Below are 16316 nucleotides of genomic sequence, written 5' to 3' on the forward strand. Positions count from 1 at the left end.
CCCCCCCCCCCCCCCCCCCCCCCCCCCCCCCGCGTCTCGGCCCGGGCTCAGGCCGCCCGCACGATCGTGCGCCCCGCGACCCCCGCGAGCAGCGACCAGATCGCGACCCCGATGAGCAGGTTGACGAGCCCGGACAGGGCCGCCGCGGTGAGGTCCGAGGTCCAGGCGAACGGCAGGGCCGTGATGACGACGATCACGAGCGCCATGATCCAGCCGAAGAACGCGCGAGGCCGCGGTGTCGTGAGGATCAGCACGTGGAGCAGCCCTGCCGCCAGGAGGGCCAGCACCGCGCCGTCGATCGCGAACGCCGCCTGGTGCGAGCCGGTCGCGAAGAGGTCCGGCGGGGGGACGAGCGAGAGCGAGAAGATCCGTTCGAGGATGATGACCGCCACGAGCCCGATCAGCGCGGCGACCAGTGCGGTGGCGGCGGCACCTGCCCAGAAGCGGCCCACCTCGACCGCGAGGCGCGGGTCCGCGGGGTTGACGGGCTCGGGCGGGACGAAGTCCGCGTGCGGGTCGGGTGGGACGACGGGCGGGATGGCCGGCGGCACCGCGGGGTATCCGGGGGTCCCGGGCGGTGGCACGTTGCTGCGGGGCGGGAAGTTCGGGTCGCTCATGATGCGTCTCCTGTCGTTGCAGGCTGCCGTTCCGGGCGCTCACTGGTCGAGGTGCTCAGCCTGTGGACACCGTTCCATCCTGGCAACTCCTGTGGCAGCATGTGTCCTGTGACACACCTCGTCTCCCACCTCATTATCGAGTAGCGCGCCCGGCCACCACACCGGACGCGCAAACCTCCCGCACCCTCGGGGGGTTTTTTTGTTGCCCGACCCCACCCTCGTCGGACAGCGAAGCGCCGGGCACGAGCTTCACGAGAGCGACCGCCCGGCGCGTGGGAACGAGGAATCGCCGGGCGGCACGCGCAAGCGCCTCGCCCGGCCCGCCTAGAGTGGTCCCGCCCAGGCGGCACCGCTGGACCCCGGAACCCCAGAGAGCGGCACGATGACTTCCCAGGTGAACCCCCTTGCTCCTGCCACAGCGAGCGCACCCCCGACGTTCCACGTCTACGACACGACGCTGCGCGACGGCGCGCAGCAGGAGGGCATGAACCTGTCGGTCGCCGACAAGCTCGCGATCGCCCCCCTGCTGGACGAGCTGGGTGTCGGGTTCATCGAGGGCGGCTGGCCCGGGGCCATCCCCAAGGACACCGACTTCTTCTCCCGTGCGGCCAGCGAGCTCACGCTCAAGAACGCGGTGCTGGCCGCGTTCGGCGCGACCCGCAAGGCCGGGGTCCGGGCGGCCGACGACCAGCAGGTCCGTGCCCTCCTGGCATCGCAGGCGCCCGTGATCACGCTCGTCGCCAAGTCCGACATCCGCCACGCCGAGCGGGCCCTGCGGACCACGGGCGCCGAGAACCTCGCCATGATCACCGACACGGTCGCGTTCCTGGTGGCCGAGGGGCGCCGCGTGGTCCTCGACGCCGAGCACTTCTTCGACGGCTACCGGTTCGACCCGGCCTACTCGCGCGCCGCGGTCGAGGCCGCGTTCGCGGCGGGGGCCGAGGTCGTCGCGCTGTGCGACACCAACGGCGGCATGCTGCCGGAGCTGGTGGGTGAGATCGTCACGGAGCTGCGCGACGTCGTCGGGATCCCGGACGGGCTCCACGCCCAGCCCGGGGACCCGCTGCTGGGGATGCACGCGCACAACGACTCGGGCTGCGCGGTCGCCAACTCGCTCGCGGCCGTCGCCGCGGGCGCCGCGCACGTCCAGGGGACCGTCAACGGCTACGGAGAGCGCACCGGGAACGCGGACCTCATCACGGTCGTCGCGAACCTCGAGCTCAAGCAGGGGCGCTCGCTCCTCGTCGACGGCGGCCTGCAGGAGACCACGCGCATCGCGCACGCGATCAGCGAGATCACCAACATCTCCCCGTACGCCCGCCAGCCGTACGTCGGGGCGAGCGCGTTCGCGCACAAGGCCGGGCTGCACGCCTCGGCGATCAAGGTCGACCCGGACCTCTACCAGCACATCGAGCCCACGCTCGTCGGCAACGACATGCGCATGCTCATCTCCGACATGGCGGGGCGCGCCTCGATCGAGCTCAAGGGCCGGGAGATGGGCTTCGACCTGACGGACCAGGGCGACGTGCTCTCGCGCGTGACCAACCGCGTCAAGGACGACGAGGCCCGCGGCTACACGTACGAGGCCGCGGACGCGTCGTTCGATCTGCTCCTGCGCGAGGAGATCGCGGGCGAGCGGCCGCAGTACTTCCGGGTGGAGAGCTGGCGCACGATCGTCGAGCGGGCCGGGGGGCGCGGCACCGAGGCGACCGCGGAGGCCACGGTCAAGCTGCACGCCGGCGGCAAGCGCATCGTCAAGACGGGCGAGGGCAACGGGCCCGTGAACGCGCTCGACCACGCGCTGCGGCTCGCGCTGCGGCGCGTGTACCCGGAGATCGAGGCGTTCGAGCTGATCGACTTCAAGGTCCGCATCCTCGACACCGAGCAGGGCACCGACGCGATCACGCGCGTGCTCATCGAGACGACCGACGGCGCCCGGTCCTGGTCGACGGTGGGCGTGGGGCCGAACCTCATCGAGGCGGCCTGGGAGGCGCTGACGGACTCGGCGATCTACGGCCTGGTCCACGCGGGCGTCTCGGCCCGCTGACGATCCTGGGCGCGGCCCGGGCGGGACGTGCATGTCCCGGCCGGGCCGCCGGGGTTCAGGGTCGCGTCGCGGCCTCGAGCAGCTCGACGACGTGGACGTAGTCCCGCCCCGTCGCCCTGCTCAGTCCCATCTCGCACGTGCGGTTGCTCGACGCGTACGCGTCCGCGGCGCCGTGCTCGAGCGCGTGGGCCGCGACCTCGGCGGCCTCGGCGCGCGTCGCGGCGGCCGTGAGCTCGGGGTGGAGCATCCCGCGGTCGCCCGCGAAGCCGCAGCACCCCGCGTCGAGGGGGAGCACGACGTCGTCGGCCACCGCGCGTGCGACCGCCTCGAGGTCGCCGACGACCCCCAGGTGGATCGACGAGCACGTGGGGTGCAGGACGAGCGAGCCGACCGCGCGCCCCGTGGCTCGTGGATCGCGGCCGGTCGCCTCGAGCACGGGCAGGACGTCGCGCCGCACGAACGTCACGGCGTCCAGGACCCGCAGCCGCTCGAACCGGTCGCGCGCCTCCCCGGTCAGGTGCCCGCCGACCCCCTCGAGGCCGTGCGTGCAGCTCGACGCGTCCGAGACGACGGGCAGGCGGCCGGCGTCGGTCGCGGCCCAGAGCGCGTCGAAGGTCCGCCCGGCCATCGCGGCCGCGCCGTCGGTCAGGCCCTTGGAGACCCAGGGCGTGCCGCAGCACAGGCCCTCGACGCCCGCGGGGATCGCGACCGCGATCCCCGCGCGGTCGCACAGCGCGAGGAACGCCGGACCGACGCCCCCCGGGCTGGGGGAGGAGCCGGCAGGCGAGAAGAGCGAGCCCGTGCAGGACTGGAAGAAGACGACGGATGCCGCTGGGGCGTCGTCGTCCCGGTCGGCGGCCGCGCGGCCACGGGGAGCGGGCGAGACGCGTCGCGGCCCCGGCCCTGGCAGGTCCGCCCCGACGAGCGGCACGACGTCGTCGCCCAGCACCGCGCGCCCGGCCCTGGACGCGGCGGCGACCAGGGGGGTGGGCAGCAGGTCGACCACGCCGAGCGCCCCGCGCAGGCCCGTGACCGCTCCGCCCCAGCGGTCGGCCGCGACGCGCCCGGCGCGCTGGACCACGCCGCCGTGTCGCTGCGCTCGCCGGACCTTCATGACCTTGCCCGTGTCGATCCCGACCGGGCACGCGGTCACGCACAGCGAGTCGACGGCGCACGTGTCGACCGCCGAGTACTCGTAGGCTCGCTCGAGCTCGCGGAGCTCGCCCGGGGCGGCCGTGACCATCTCGCGCAGCAGCGCGATGCGCTGGCGTGGGGTCGTCGTGACCGTCCGCGACGGGCACGCGGGCTCGCAGTACCCGCACTCGACGCAGCGGTCGACGACGGCCGCGAGGTCTCCCGCGGCGGACGTCCCGACGGGCGGCACGAGCTTGAGGTGCTGGAGGTGCGCCTCGTCGTCGTCGCTGAGGAGCACACCGGGGTTGAGGATCCCCTCCGGGTCGCACAGGGCCTTGACCTCGCGCATCACGGCGTACAGGTCGTCGCCGAACTGGCGCCGGACGAAGGGCGCCATGATGCGGCCCGTGCCGTGCTCGGCCTTGAGGGACCCGCCCCGGCCGAGCACCAGCCCCACCATGTCCTCGGTGAAGGCCGCGAAGCGGTCGACCTCGTCGCCCACCGACAGGTGCGGCGTGATCATGAAGTGCAGGTTGCCGTCCTTGGCGTGCCCGAACGTCACGGCGTCGTCGTAGCCGTGCTGCGCGAAGAGCCCGCCCAGGTCGCGGACCGTCGCGGTGAGGTCGGGCACCGGGACGACGAGGTCCTCCAGCAGGGCCGTGCTGCCCGGCGCCCGAGCCCCGGCGACCGCGGTGTACAGGCCCTTGCGCACGCGCCACAGGCGCTCGCGGGCCGCGGGGTCGCGCGTCAGGGCGGCTGGCGTCGCGAGGTCGAGCGAGGCGATGACGCCGCGCGCGGCCTCCTCGAACGGGTCGAGGGCGTCGGCGGTCGTGGCCTGGTACTCGACGAGCAGAGCCGTCTCGGTCGTCGCGGTCGCGAAGGCCCGCATCGACGCGTCGGCGAGCGGGTCCGCGGCCGCGACGCGCAGCGACGCCGCGTCGAGCAGCTCGATCGCGCGGGCCCCCGACCCGGTGAGGGTCGCCAGGGCGTCGGTCGCGCGCTCGAGCGCGTCGAAGACGAGGAGGGTCGTCGAGGCCGCGGGCAGCAGCGGGACGGTCCGGAACGTCACGTCGGCCACGAACGCCAGCGTCCCCTCCGAGCCGACGACCAGGTGCTCGAGGATCTTGACGGGGGACTCGTGGTCCACGAACGCGTTGACGCCGTAGCCCATGGTGTTCTTCATCGAGTACTGGTGCGCGATGGTCGCGCGCATGGACCCGCTCGCGCGCACCCGGTCGCGGAGCGCGGCCAGGCCGCGGTGCAGCGCAGGCTCGAGGGCGCGCAGGCGCTCGTCGGCGTCGGGCGCCCCCGTGTCGAGCACGGAGCCGCTCGGCAGGACCAGCGTCATCGCGTCGACCGTGCGGTACGCGGTGTCGACCGTCCCGCACGCCATGCCCGAGGAGTTGTTCGCGACGACGCCGCCGATCGTGCACGCGATCTCGCTCGCGGGGTCCGGGCCGAGACGCCGCCCGTGGCGCAGGAGCCGCGCGTTGACCGAGCGGAGCGTCACGCCCGGCTGGCAGCGCACGCGTGCGCCGTCGTCGAGCACCTCGACACGCGTGAAGCGCGTGCGCGTGTCGACGAGCAGGCCGGCGCCCGACGCCTGTCCCGACAGGCTCGTGCCGCCCGACCGGAACGTGACCGGCAGCCCGCGGCGACGGGCCTCGGCGAATGCCGCGACGACGTCGGGCACGTCCTGCGCCCGGGCCACGGCCTCGGGGCGCAGCAGGTAGTGCGACGCGTCGTGCGCGTGCGCGACCCGCGTCAGGAGATCCGTCCGGATCTCGAGAGCGCGTCGCGTCGCGGCCGAGACCGTCATGCGCGCGCCTTGCGCTCCCCGTCCAGCCGGTGGGGCTGGACCGCGTCGTAGGTCGCCTTGAGGTTGGCGCTCGTCTGCTCGTACAGGCGCTGCGCGACCCGGACGAACAGGAAGTCGACGACCGCGAGCTGGGCGATACGGCTCGACAGGGCCCCCGACCGGAACTGCGTCTCGCGCGCCGTGGTGGCCAGGACGATGCGGGCCACCTGCCCCAGCGGCGACTCGGGGAAGTTCGTGATCGCGACGGTCGTCGCACCGCGCTCGTGCGCGATGCCCAGCGCGTGGTTGGTCTCGACCGTCTGGCCGCTGTGCGAGATCCCGATCGCGACGGCCCCCGGGCCGAGGAGCGCGGCCGACTGGAGCTGGAGGTGCGGGTCGGGGGACGCGAAGCACACGAGCCCGATGCGCTGGAGCTTCTGCGCGAGGTCCTGCCCCGTCAGCCCGCTCGACCCGACACCGAACACGTCGATCCGAGGGGCGGCAGCGACGGCCGCGGCGACCTGCTCGAGGGCCGCGAGGTCGAGCATGCGCGCGGTCTCCTCGATGGTCCGCGCCTCGTGGAACGCGATCTTCGCGACGACGTCCTCGGCGGTGTCGGTCTCGTTGATCTCGCCGTGCGCGACGTTCGACCGCTCCATCTCCATCTCGCGCCGGGACGTGGCCTGGGCGAGGTCGATCCGGAACTCGGGGTAGCCCGCGTAGCCGATCGCCCGGCAGAAGCGCACGACCGTCGCCTGCGAGGCCCCCGCGCGCGCCGCGAGCTCGTTGATCGTGGACCCGACGACGGCGGCCGGGTCCGCGAGCACGGCCTCCGCGATCCGGGCCTCGGCCGGGCGGAGGGTCGGTAGCGCCTGGCGGATGCGGACGAGTCCATCACCGGTCATGTCGGTTCTCCTGGGGGTGGGGTGGGACGGCTGGGGTCGGGACGGGCAGCGGGTGCGGGACCGGCGAGGCTCAGCCACGGCGGGCGGGCGACGAGGGCGCCGGGCCCCGTCGCGAGCCGGCGGGCGAGGTGGAGCGCGCCGTCGAGCGGGGTGCCCGCGGAGGGGACGAGCTCGGCGTCGGGGCGCAGGGCCGCGAACCGGCGCGCGAGAGCGCCCGTCAGGGACGGGCCGGCCGCGAGGACCCCGCCCGTGGCGGCGGCCAGCGGCGGCAGCGCCGGGACGAGGGCCGCCGCGAGCGACTCGGCGAGGTGCCGACCCGCCTCGGTGAGGATCTGCACGGCCGCCGGGTCTCCCGCGGCGGCCGCGGCTGCGACGTCGGGCGTGAAGGAACCGAGGACCTGGGCACGGTCGGCGCGCGTGTAGAGCTGGGCGGGCCACGTGGTGGCGGGACCGAACCTGGCCGTGGCGGCGTCCAGGAGCGCCGCGGACGCTCCTGTCGCGCGGCCGTCGTGCGCGGCGAGCGCGGCACGCAGGCCGTGCGCGCCGATCCACGTGGCCGACCCGAGGTCGCCCAGGAGGTGGCCCCAGCCGTCGACCCGCTGCCACGTCCCGGCGAGGTCGGTGCCCAGGGCGATCGTGCCGGTCCCGACCGCGACCACGGCCCCCGCGCGCCCGCCCAGTGCACCGAGGTGCGCGGTCACGGCATCGGCGGCGACGGCCGTGCGCTCGGGCCCGAGGCTCGTCCGGAGCGCCTCGTGGACCGCGGACGGGTCCGGGACGAGGGTCGCGACGCCCGTCGCGCCGACCGCGGCGGCGGCGACCGTGGGCCGGCCGTCGACGGCTCCGGAGCACCGGGCGACGAACGCGGTCGCGAGGTCGTGCACGACGTCGGCGACGTCGCTGCCGCCCGGGCCGACCGAGACGGCGCGACCCGTGAGGGTCACCCGCTGCCCGTGATCGTCGTCCGCCGCCGCTGCCGCCCCCGCCGCAGGCGCGGGCGCGGGCGCGGGCGCGGGCGCCCCGGCTGCCGGAGCGGACGGGACCAGGGCTGCGGCGAGGCGGCTGCCGCTCCCTCCGACGTCGATCGCGACGACCCAGCGGGGGGAGGCCGGGGAAGCGGCTCGCGGGGCTGCTTGGGCCGGTGTGCGGTCCGGTGCGGCGTCGGGCGTCCTGGTCACGCCTCATTGTGGCATGAATTTTCAGACAGATGCCAGAATATGGAGAAAAGCGCCACGGTTCACCCGGTGTCGCCGCGTCCGACGCGTCGGTCGCCCGACGCAGGGCGCGCTCCCGAGGGGGCCCGCTGCCCGGAGGCTACTCCTCGTGTGGGGTACGTCACCAGGCCTCGGTCGGACGGGCGACCGGCGGAACGGCAGCTCCCCTCGCGCGACACGTACCGTGGAGCCCATGAGAGGCGAGTACAAGGTTCCCGGTGGCAAGCTCGTGGCGGTCGACGTCGAGACGGACGACGGGAGGCTGTCCCGCGTCGCGCTGAGCGGAGACTTCTTCCTCGAGCCCGACGACGCGCTCGACGACATCAACGCGGCGCTGACCGGCCTGCCCGAGACGTCGACCGTGGCCGACCTGACCCGCGCGGTCGAGGCGGTCCTCACGGACGACATCACCATGGTCGGATTCTCGCCCGAGGCCGTCGCGATCGCCGTGCGCCGGGCGCTCGGGCACGCGACCGGCTGGGACGACCACGTGTTCGAGATCATCCACGAGGGCCCCGAGCAGCCCGCGATGCACCTCGCGCTCGACCAGGTCCTCACCGAGGAGCTCGACGCGGGTCGACGCGGTCCGACCCTGCGCATCTGGGAGTGGGGGGCGCCCGCCGTCATCATCGGGTCGTTCCAGTCCCTCAGGAACGAGGTGGACCCCGAGGGGGCCGCGAAGCACGGCATCACCGTGGTGCGCCGGATCTCGGGCGGCGGCGCCATGTTCGTCGAGCCGGGCAACACCATCACCTACTCCTTGACGGTCCCCGCCTCGCTCGTCGAGGGCCTGAGCTTCGAGCGCTCGTACGCGTTCCTCGACGACTGGGTGCTGGGCGCGCTCGCCGACGTCGGCGTGAACGCCACGTACAAGCCGCTCAACGACATCGCGTCCCCGGCCGGGAAGATCGCGGGCGCCGCGCAGAAGCGCCTGCGCGGGGGAGCGGTGCTGCACCACGTGACCATGGCGTACGACATCGACGCCGACAAGATGCTCGAGGTCCTGCGCATCGGCCGCGAGAAGATGAGCGACAAGGGCACCAAGAGCGCGAACAAGCGCGTCGACCCGGTGCGCTCGCAGACCGGCATGGCGCGCGAGGAGGTCATCGAGGCCTTCAAGGCGCACTTCCGCTCGCGGTACCGCACGGTCGACGGTGCGGTGACGCCCGAGGAGCGGGCACAGGCCGAGGAGCTCGTCCGGACGAAGTTCGGCACCGAGGAGTGGACCGCGCGCGTGCCGTGACGCGCTGAGGGCGCGCCCCGGCCCGCGCGGACGCGGGCCGGGGCGCGCTCCGGCGTGCGGCCGCACCGCGGTCCCTGGCGCGCCGAGGTCACCAACAGGTCACAACTTCTCGCCGGGCTTCCTTCTGCCCGGCCGTGGCGGTAATCTTCACGACAACCCAGCCTGATGTAAGTTTGTTTCAGAGTCGAAGGGTGCCGACTGTCCGGCGCCCGTGCGAACGATCAGGTCCGCAGGGACGAACGGCTGGCCGCGACGCGGCCGCCGACCAGAAAGGAAGTCACGGCATGCAGCGACGCAGCACGGTGGCCGTCACGGGCACACTCCTCCTGGCGCTCGGCCTCACCGCGTGTGGCGGCGGGGACAACGGCGGCGGCGAGGCCGCGGGGGACGCAGCCTCCGCCGACCACTCCGGCGAGACCCTCACGGTCTGGATCATGGAGGGCACCAACCCCGACAGGGACGCGTTCTTCGACGAGGTCACCACCGCTTTCAAGGAAGAGACCGGTGCAGACCTCCAGATCGAGTTCCAGCCGTGGGCCAGCGCCCACGACAAGTTCACGACCTCCATCGCGGGCAACACCACCCCGGACGTCGCGGAGCTCGGCACCACGTGGACCGGAGAGTTCGCCGACGTCGGCGCACTGACCGACCTGTCCGACAAGATCAAGGAAGCGGGCCTCGAGGAGGACCTCGTCCCCGGTCTGGTCGAGTCCGCGACGCTCGACGGAGCCCAGTACGGCATGCCCTGGTACGCCGGGGTGCGCTCGGTGGTCTACCGCAAGGACCTCTTCGAGGCGGCGGGCATCGAGGTCCCGACCACCTGGGCCGAGCTCCAGGCCGCGGGCGAGGCCCTCAAGGCCGCGAACCCCGGCCTGATCCCCTTCCCCGTCGCGGGCGACAGCCAGTACGGCGCCATGCCCTTCGTCTGGGGCGCCGGCGGCGACCTGGCCGCCAAGGACGGCGACACCTGGACGTCCGAGATCGCCTCTGCCGACTCCGTCAAGGGGCTCGAGTTCTACACGGGCCTCGCGACCAGCGCGGGACTGTCGACCGCGGCTGCCACGACGTGGAAGGAGACGGATCTCCTGTCCAACTTCGAGCAGGGCAACGTCGGCATGATGATCTCCGGCAGCTGGACCCCCGGCAAGATCGTCGCGGACGTCCCGGACATGGCCGACAAGATCGGCGCGTTCCCCATCCCGGGCGAGACCGAGGGCCTCTCGGACTCCTTCCTGGGAGGGTCGCACCTGGGTGTCTTCGCGGCCAGCGAGAAGCAGGACCTCGCGTGGGAGTTCGTCGAGATGATGACGACGGGCGAGTTCGCCGAGGCGTGGGGTGAGCAGTCGGGCTACTTCCCGGGGCAGACCTCGCTCCTGGAGAAGGTCATCGAGGCGAACGACCCGCTCGTCGCACCGTTCGCCCAGCAGATGGTCGAGGCCGGCGCCTCCGTCCCCGTGACGCCGCTCTACGGTCAGATCCAGGGCAAGAAGACGGTCGAGACCATGCTGCAGTCGATCCTCTCGGGCAGCGCCACGGTGCAGGAGGCCGCCGACACCGCGGCCGCCGACATGAACGAGACCTTCGGGTCCTGACGAGCCCATGGCAGATCTGCACCCGGTTCCCGGTGCGTCGGCCGACCAGCTGACGCGCCGGGACCCGGCCCCGCCCCCCTCGTCCACCGCCGGCCCCACCGCCGGCGGCCCGCGCCGCGGCGCAGGCCTGCACGGCATGCACGGCGTGCTCGGCCACAGGTCGCCGATCCGACCGTGGCTGCTCCTCGCTCCCGCGCTCGCCGTCCTCGGCGTCCTGCTCCTGTGGCCGCTCGCCCGCGTCGTGATGATCTCGCTGCAGGACTACGGCCTGCGCCAGATCGCCTCGGGAGAGTCGAACTACATCGGGTTCGACAACTACGCCGCGATCTTCGGCGACTCGTTCCTGTGGACCGTCGTCCTGCCCAACACGATCGGCTTCGCGGTCGCGTGCGTGGTGCTGACCGTCGTCCTGGGGACGGCCGTCGCACTGTTCCTCAACAACCTGGGGACGTTCTGGCGCACGATCTGCTCGACCGCGATCATGGTCGCCTGGGCCGTGCCCGCCATCACGGGCACCTACGTGTGGATCTGGATCTTCGACCCGCTCAACGGCCTGGTCTCCTCGGTGCTCGACTCGGTCGGGCTGATCGACCCGGCGACCACGAACTGGTTCACCGAGCGCCTGAGCTTCTACGCGATCGCGACCCTCAACGTCGTGCACCACGGGTTCCCGTTCGTCGCCATCACGGTCCTCGCGGGCCTGCTGACGATCCCCAAGGAGCTGCACGAGGCCGCGATGATGGACGGTGCCACGCCCTGGCGCCGGTTCTGGACCATCACCGCGCCGATCCTGCGCCCCGTCTTCGCGGTCGTCACGATCCTGTCGACCATCTGGGACTTCAAGGTCTTCACGCAGATCTACCTCATGCCGGGGGGCAACGGCGGCAACAAGGACGTCTTCAACCTCGGCGTGTGGTCGTACATCCAGTCCTTCGCGCAGGGCAAGTACGGGATGGGCTCGGCGATCGCCGTGCTGCTCACCCTGATCCTGCTCGGGATCACCGTCGTGTACATGCGCACCCTGTTCAAGGAGGAGGAGCTGTGAGCGCCCTGACCGGCACCCCGTCCAGCACCCCGCGGTCGGCCGCCCGCACGCCCGGGTCCGGGGCGCCCGGCGACCGCGTACCCCAGGTCCTGCGCGTCAAGGCGCGCAAGCGCCCCCTGCCCACCGCGGGCAAGGTCGTCGGCATCGTCGCGCTGCTCGTCTTCGCGCTGTTCCCGGCCTACTGGATGTTCTCCTCGGCGATCGACCCGGAGGCCCCGACGCGCGGCGCCCGGCTCCTGCCCGCGGGTGTCACGTGGGACAACTTCGTGACCGTGATCGACGACGGCGGGTTCGGCGCCTACCTGCGCAACTCGATCGTCGTCGCGGTCGGCGCGGTCGTGTTCTCGTCGGTGCTCGCGCTGCTCGCGGCCGTCGCGGTGAGCCGCTTCAGGTTCCGGTTCCGCAAGGCGATCCTCGTGCTCGTCCTCATGGTGCAGATGGTGCCGCTCGAGGCGCTCGTCATCCCGCTGTTCCTGCAGATGCGCACCCTCGGCATGCTCAACTCGCTCCTGGGCCTGACGATCGTGTACATCGCCTTCTCGCTGTCGTTCGCGATCTGGATGCTGCGCGGCTTCGTCGCGGCCGTCCCGGTCGAGCTCGAGGAGGCCGCGTACCTCGACGGCGCGTCGTGGGGTCGCATGTTCTGGAAGATCTTGCTTCCCCTGGTCGCTCCCGGCGTCGTCGCCACGAGCGTCTTCTCGTTCATCACGGCGTGGAACGAGTTCATCTTCGCCCTGACGTTCCTCCAGCAGTCGGCCAAGTACACCGTGCCGATCGGACTGCAGAAGTTCTTCGGCGAGAACACGACCGACTGGGGCGCCGTCATGGCCGCCTCGACCCTCATCACGCTGCCCGTGATCGTCTTCTTCGTCCTCGTGCAGCGCAACCTGTCCTCCGGCCTGACCGCCGGGTCGGTGAAGGGATGACCACCGTGCACCACGACGCGCTGCGCGCCGTCAACGGCGTCCTGCTCCCCGGTTTCACGGGGACGGACGCCCCCGCCTGGCTGCTCTCGGCCTGCGAGCAGGGGCTCGCCGGCGTCATCTACTTCGCGCAGAACACGCCCGACGTCGCCACGACCGCCCGGCTCTCGGCGCACCTCCACGAGGTCTCGCCCGACCTCCTGGTCGCGGTCGACGAGGAGGGCGGGGACGTGAGCCGGCTCGAGGCCGGCACGGGCTCGAGCATCCCGGGGGCTGCGGCCCTGGGGGTCGTCGACGACGAGGACCTGACCGAGCGCGTCGCGCTCGCCCTCGGGCGCCTGCTCGCCGCGACCGGCGTGGACCTCGACCTCGCGCCCGTGCTCGACGTCAACTCCCGCACCGAGAACCCCGTCGTGGGCGTCCGTGCGTTCGGCGCGACTCCCGAGCGCGTGGCGCGGCACGGGGCCGCGTTCACGCGCGGCCTCCACCGGGCCGGCGTCGGGGCCTGCGGCAAGCACTTCCCGGGCCACGGGGCGACCGACGTCGACTCCCACCTGTCGCTGCCCGTGGTCGACGACCCGCTCGCCACGATCCGCGAGCGCGACCTGCCGCCGTTCGTGCGGGCCTTCGAGCCCGACGTCGACCTCGACTCGATCATGACCGCGCACCTGCTGGTCCCCGCGATCGGTCCGCGCCCGGTGTCGCTCGAGCCGGCCGCGGCGGCCCTCGCCCGCGAGCTGGGCTTCGACGGCCCGATCATCACGGACGCGCTCGACATGGGTGCGGTCACGGGCGACGACGGGATCGGGGAGGTCGCGGTCCAGGCCGTCGAGGCCGGGGCCGACCTGCTGTGCCTCGGCACCACGGTCGGCCGCGACGACGAGGCCCTGTTCCGCCAGGCGCAGGCCGCGCTCCTCGCGGCCGTCGAGCAGGGCCGGGTCACGATCGAGCGCCTGCGCGAGTCCGGCGCCCGCACCGCCCGCATGCTGCGCCGGGTGCGCGACCGCCAGGTCGCCGCGGGCTTGACCTGCGGTCCCGCCGAGGCGACGGCCGCGCTCGAGGCGCTCGCCGCCGTCGGGCAGGAGGCGGCCGAGCGGGCCGTGCGCACCCACGGGCCGGCCGCGCACCTCGACCCGTCGGGCCCCGCGCCCGACGTCGTCGACCTGCGCCAGCGGTTCGACCACGCTGCCGGGCGCACCGCGCAGCACGTCCAGACCGCGCTCCTCGCAGCCTTCCCCGACGCGAGGGTCCACGCGCTCAGCGACCCGGCGGGGTGGGAGACCGTGCTCGTCGAGGTCGCGACGAGCGTGGGCCGCCCTCTGGTCGCCATCACGCGCGAACCCGTCCCCGGCAGCGGGGAGGCGGCGACGCTCGACGTCCTGCGCGCCGCGCGCCCCGACCTCGTCGTGGTGCACACCGGCTTCCCCGACGCGGTCCCCGCCTGGTTCGACGACCGGACCACCGTGGTCGTGGCGTGCGGCACGGGGCGCGCCAACGCACGCGCCGCCGTCGGGCAGCTGACCGCGCTCACCTCGGAGGTGTCCCGATGATCGTCCTCGGCCTGTCCTCCGGCACCTCCGTCGACGCGATCGACGCCGCCGCCGCGGACTTCCACCTCGGCCCCGACGGGGTGCTGCGCATGCGGCCCCTCGGGCACACCGAGTACGAGTGGCCCGCCGCGCTGCGCGAACGCATCCTCAAGGCCTTGCCACCCGCCGCGGTCGACATGGGCGAGGTCACGCAGCTCGACACGCTCATCGGGCAGGAGTTCGGCAAGGCCGGACGCCAGGCCGTCGACGACGTCGCGGGCGGTGACGTCGACCTCGTCGCGTCGCACGGGCAGACGCTCTACCACTGGGTCGTCGGAGCCCGCGCGCACGGCAGCCTCCAGCTCGGCAACGCCGCCTGGATCGCCGAGCGCACCCGGCGCCCCGTCATCAGCGACTTCCGCGTCGCCGACATCGCCGCGGGCGGCCAGGGCGCGCCCCTCGTGAGCGTGCTCGACGCGCTGTGGCTCGGCCGCGACCCGCAGTCGCCCGACGGCGCGCCCGCCGGGCTCAGCGCCGCGCTCAACATCGGCGGGATCGCGAACGTCACGCTCGTCGGCGAGGTCGAGGCGCCCGTGACCGGGTGGGACACCGGCCCCGGCAACTGCCTCGTCGACCTCGCCGCGCACGCCCTCACCGGCGAGCCCTTCGACCGCGACGGCGTCCTGGGCGCCGCCGGGACCGTGGACCAGGTCGCGCTGCGCGCCCTGCTCGACGACCCCTACTTCGCGGCCAGGGCCCCCAAGTCGACCGGTCGCGAGCTGTTCGACGCGACCTACGTGCCGCGCAAGCTCGCGTCGGTGCGTCCCGACCTCACGGGGCCCGACCTCGTCGCGACCCTCACCGAGCTGACCGCCGTCACCGTCGTGGAGGGGCTGCTCGCCGTCGCCGGTGCACAGCAGGGTGCCGCCGACCAGCGCGTGCGCCGCGTCGTCGTCTCCGGAGGTGGCGCCCACAACCCGACGCTGATCGCCCGGCTGCGCACCCACCTGCCCGACGGCTGCGAGCTCCTCACGGCCGACCAGCTCGGCATGCCGATCGACGCCAAGGAGGCGTACCTGTTCGCGCTCCTGGGCTTCCTCTCGGCCCACGGCGTCGCCGGGACCGCCCAGGGCGCGCAGCGTCGTCGCTCGACCGGGGCCCGCCGCGCCGCGGTCCTCGGATCGCTCACCCCGCCCACCCCGCTCGTCTGGCCCGCGTCCTCCGGACCCATCCGCCGGCTCGTGCTGGCCAACACCCCGTTCGGGCTCGCCCCGATGCCGAAGGGAACGCACCGATGACCGACACCCGCCCCGCCACCCAGGCAGGACGACCGGCCGGACTCGCCTCCGCCGACGACGAGTGGCAGGAGGTGCTCCGGCTCGCGTCACCCACCGAGGAGCGCAACCCGCGCACGACCGACATCGACCTGCTGCCCACGGCCGAGGTCGTGCGCCGCATCACCGACGAGGACGCGGGCGTCGCCGACGCCGTGCGCGCCCAGGCCGACCGCATCACCGCGGCCGTCGACCTCGCCGTGGCCGCCCTGCGCGGCGGAGGCAAGGTCCACTACTTCGGGTCCGGCACGTCCGGCCGGCTGGGAGTCCTCGACGCGGTCGAGCTCCTGCCCACGTACGGGGTCGGGGCCGAGTGGTTCGAGGCGCACCTCGCGGGCGGCGCGGGCGCCATGATGCTCGCGGTCGAAGGGGCCGAGGACGACGTCGAGCGCGGCCGGCGCGACGCCGACCAGGTGCGTGCGGGCGACCTGGTCGTCGGTCTCGCCGCCAGCGGCCGCACGCCCTACGTGGGCGGAGCGCTCGACGTCGCCCGCGAGCGGGGCGCCGCGACCGTGCTCGTGAGCGCCAACCCGCAGGCGCGCCTCGCCGCACGCGTCGACGTCGCGATCCTGCTCGACACGGGCCCCGAGGTCGTCACGGGCTCGACCCGCATGAAGGCCGCCACGGCGCAGAAGCTCGTGCTCAACACCTTCTCCACCGCGACCATGATCCGGCTCGGCAAGACGTACTCGAACCTCATGATCGACGTGCGCCCCACCAACCAGAAGCTCCGGGCGCGCATCGTGCGCATGCTCGTCCAGGCCACGGGTCTCGGCACGGACGAGTGCGAGCAGGTCCTGCACCGCGCGGACGGCGAGATCCAGGTCGCGCTCGTCATGCTGCTCGCGGGGGTCGGGGTCGAGCGGGCGCGCGAGGCCCTGCGCGGGGCCGGAGCGCCCGGCGTGCGCCGCGCGCTCGAGGCGCTCGGGGCCTGA

Annotated in this window: 12 protein-coding genes; 8 read left to right on the forward strand and 4 right to left on the reverse strand. The window is 73.7% G+C overall.

Annotation, left to right across the window (positions count from 1 at the left end; genetic code table 11):
- Positions 1 to 47: 47 nt before the first annotated feature.
- The gene (locus H9623_RS08125) at positions 48 to 617 is read right to left on the reverse strand and encodes a hypothetical protein (protein WP_193719552.1); all 570 of its coding nucleotides are present in this window, start codon (positions 615 to 617) and stop codon (positions 48 to 50) included.
- A 382-nt stretch (positions 618 to 999) separates the two neighbouring features.
- Here H9623_RS08125 and cimA point away from each other — a divergent pair, with 382 nt between their 5' ends.
- Positions 1000 to 2664: a citramalate synthase gene (gene cimA, locus H9623_RS08130; RefSeq protein ID WP_193719553.1), complete on the forward strand. Its 1665-nt coding sequence runs from the start codon at positions 1000 to 1002 to the stop codon at positions 2662 to 2664.
- A gap of 55 nt (positions 2665 to 2719) precedes the next feature.
- On the opposite strand, the gene H9623_RS08135 is transcribed toward cimA, so the two are convergent.
- The 3 genes from H9623_RS08135 to H9623_RS08145 are packed head-to-tail and all read right to left on the reverse strand — an operon-like array spanning position 2720 to position 7679.
- Positions 2720 to 5617 (reverse strand): FAD-binding and (Fe-S)-binding domain-containing protein, encoded by a 2898-nt coding sequence (locus tag H9623_RS08135; RefSeq protein WP_193719554.1) that lies wholly within the window; start codon positions 5615 to 5617, stop codon positions 2720 to 2722.
- Positions 5614 to 6501 carry a MurR/RpiR family transcriptional regulator gene (locus H9623_RS08140; RefSeq protein ID WP_193719555.1) on the reverse strand — a complete coding sequence of 296 codons (888 nt, stop codon included), beginning with the start codon at positions 6499 to 6501 and terminating at the stop codon, positions 5614 to 5616. Before H9623_RS08140 ends, H9623_RS08135 begins: the two co-directional genes overlap by 4 nt.
- On the reverse strand, positions 6498 to 7679 hold the full coding sequence (locus tag H9623_RS08145; RefSeq protein ID WP_193719556.1) for a BadF/BadG/BcrA/BcrD ATPase family protein: 1182 nt from the start codon (positions 7677 to 7679) through the stop codon (positions 6498 to 6500). Before H9623_RS08145 ends, H9623_RS08140 begins: the two co-directional genes overlap by 4 nt.
- A 229-nt stretch (positions 7680 to 7908) precedes the next feature.
- On the opposite strand from H9623_RS08145, the gene H9623_RS08150 reads away from it, so the two are divergent.
- The 7 genes from H9623_RS08150 (at position 7909) to H9623_RS08180 (ending at position 16316) form a co-directional block, all read left to right on the forward strand.
- Positions 7909 to 8958, forward strand: coding sequence for a lipoate--protein ligase family protein (locus H9623_RS08150; protein ID WP_193719557.1), 1050 nt, complete (start codon positions 7909 to 7911; stop codon positions 8956 to 8958).
- 284 nt (positions 8959 to 9242) lie between these two features.
- Complete coding sequence (locus tag H9623_RS08155; RefSeq protein ID WP_193719558.1) at positions 9243 to 10550, forward strand: sugar ABC transporter substrate-binding protein; 1308 nt, start codon at positions 9243 to 9245, stop codon at positions 10548 to 10550.
- Between the two features lie 7 nt (positions 10551 to 10557).
- Positions 10558 to 11595, forward strand: a complete 1038-nt coding sequence (locus H9623_RS08160; protein WP_407671869.1) for a carbohydrate ABC transporter permease — start codon at positions 10558 to 10560, stop codon at positions 11593 to 11595.
- An 89-nt stretch (positions 11596 to 11684) separates the two neighbouring features.
- On the forward strand, positions 11685 to 12521 hold the full coding sequence (locus H9623_RS08165) for a carbohydrate ABC transporter permease (RefSeq protein ID WP_407671873.1): 837 nt from the start codon (positions 11685 to 11687) through the stop codon (positions 12519 to 12521).
- Positions 12518 to 14068, forward strand: coding sequence for a glycoside hydrolase family 3 protein (locus H9623_RS08170; protein ID WP_193719559.1), 1551 nt, complete (start codon positions 12518 to 12520; stop codon positions 14066 to 14068). The genes H9623_RS08165 and H9623_RS08170 overlap by 4 nt, the downstream gene beginning before the upstream one ends.
- Positions 14065 to 15345 (forward strand): anhydro-N-acetylmuramic acid kinase, encoded by a 1281-nt coding sequence (locus H9623_RS08175; RefSeq protein WP_193719560.1) that lies wholly within the window; start codon positions 14065 to 14067, stop codon positions 15343 to 15345. The genes H9623_RS08170 and H9623_RS08175 overlap by 4 nt, the downstream gene beginning before the upstream one ends.
- On the forward strand, positions 15342 to 16316 hold the full coding sequence (locus H9623_RS08180; protein ID WP_193719561.1) for an N-acetylmuramic acid 6-phosphate etherase: 975 nt from the start codon (positions 15342 to 15344) through the stop codon (positions 16314 to 16316). Before H9623_RS08175 ends, H9623_RS08180 begins: the two co-directional genes overlap by 4 nt.

The sequence above is a fragment of the Oerskovia douganii genome, assembly GCF_015142735.1.
Taxonomy (GTDB): Bacteria; Actinomycetota; Actinomycetes; order Actinomycetales; family Cellulomonadaceae; genus Oerskovia; species Oerskovia douganii.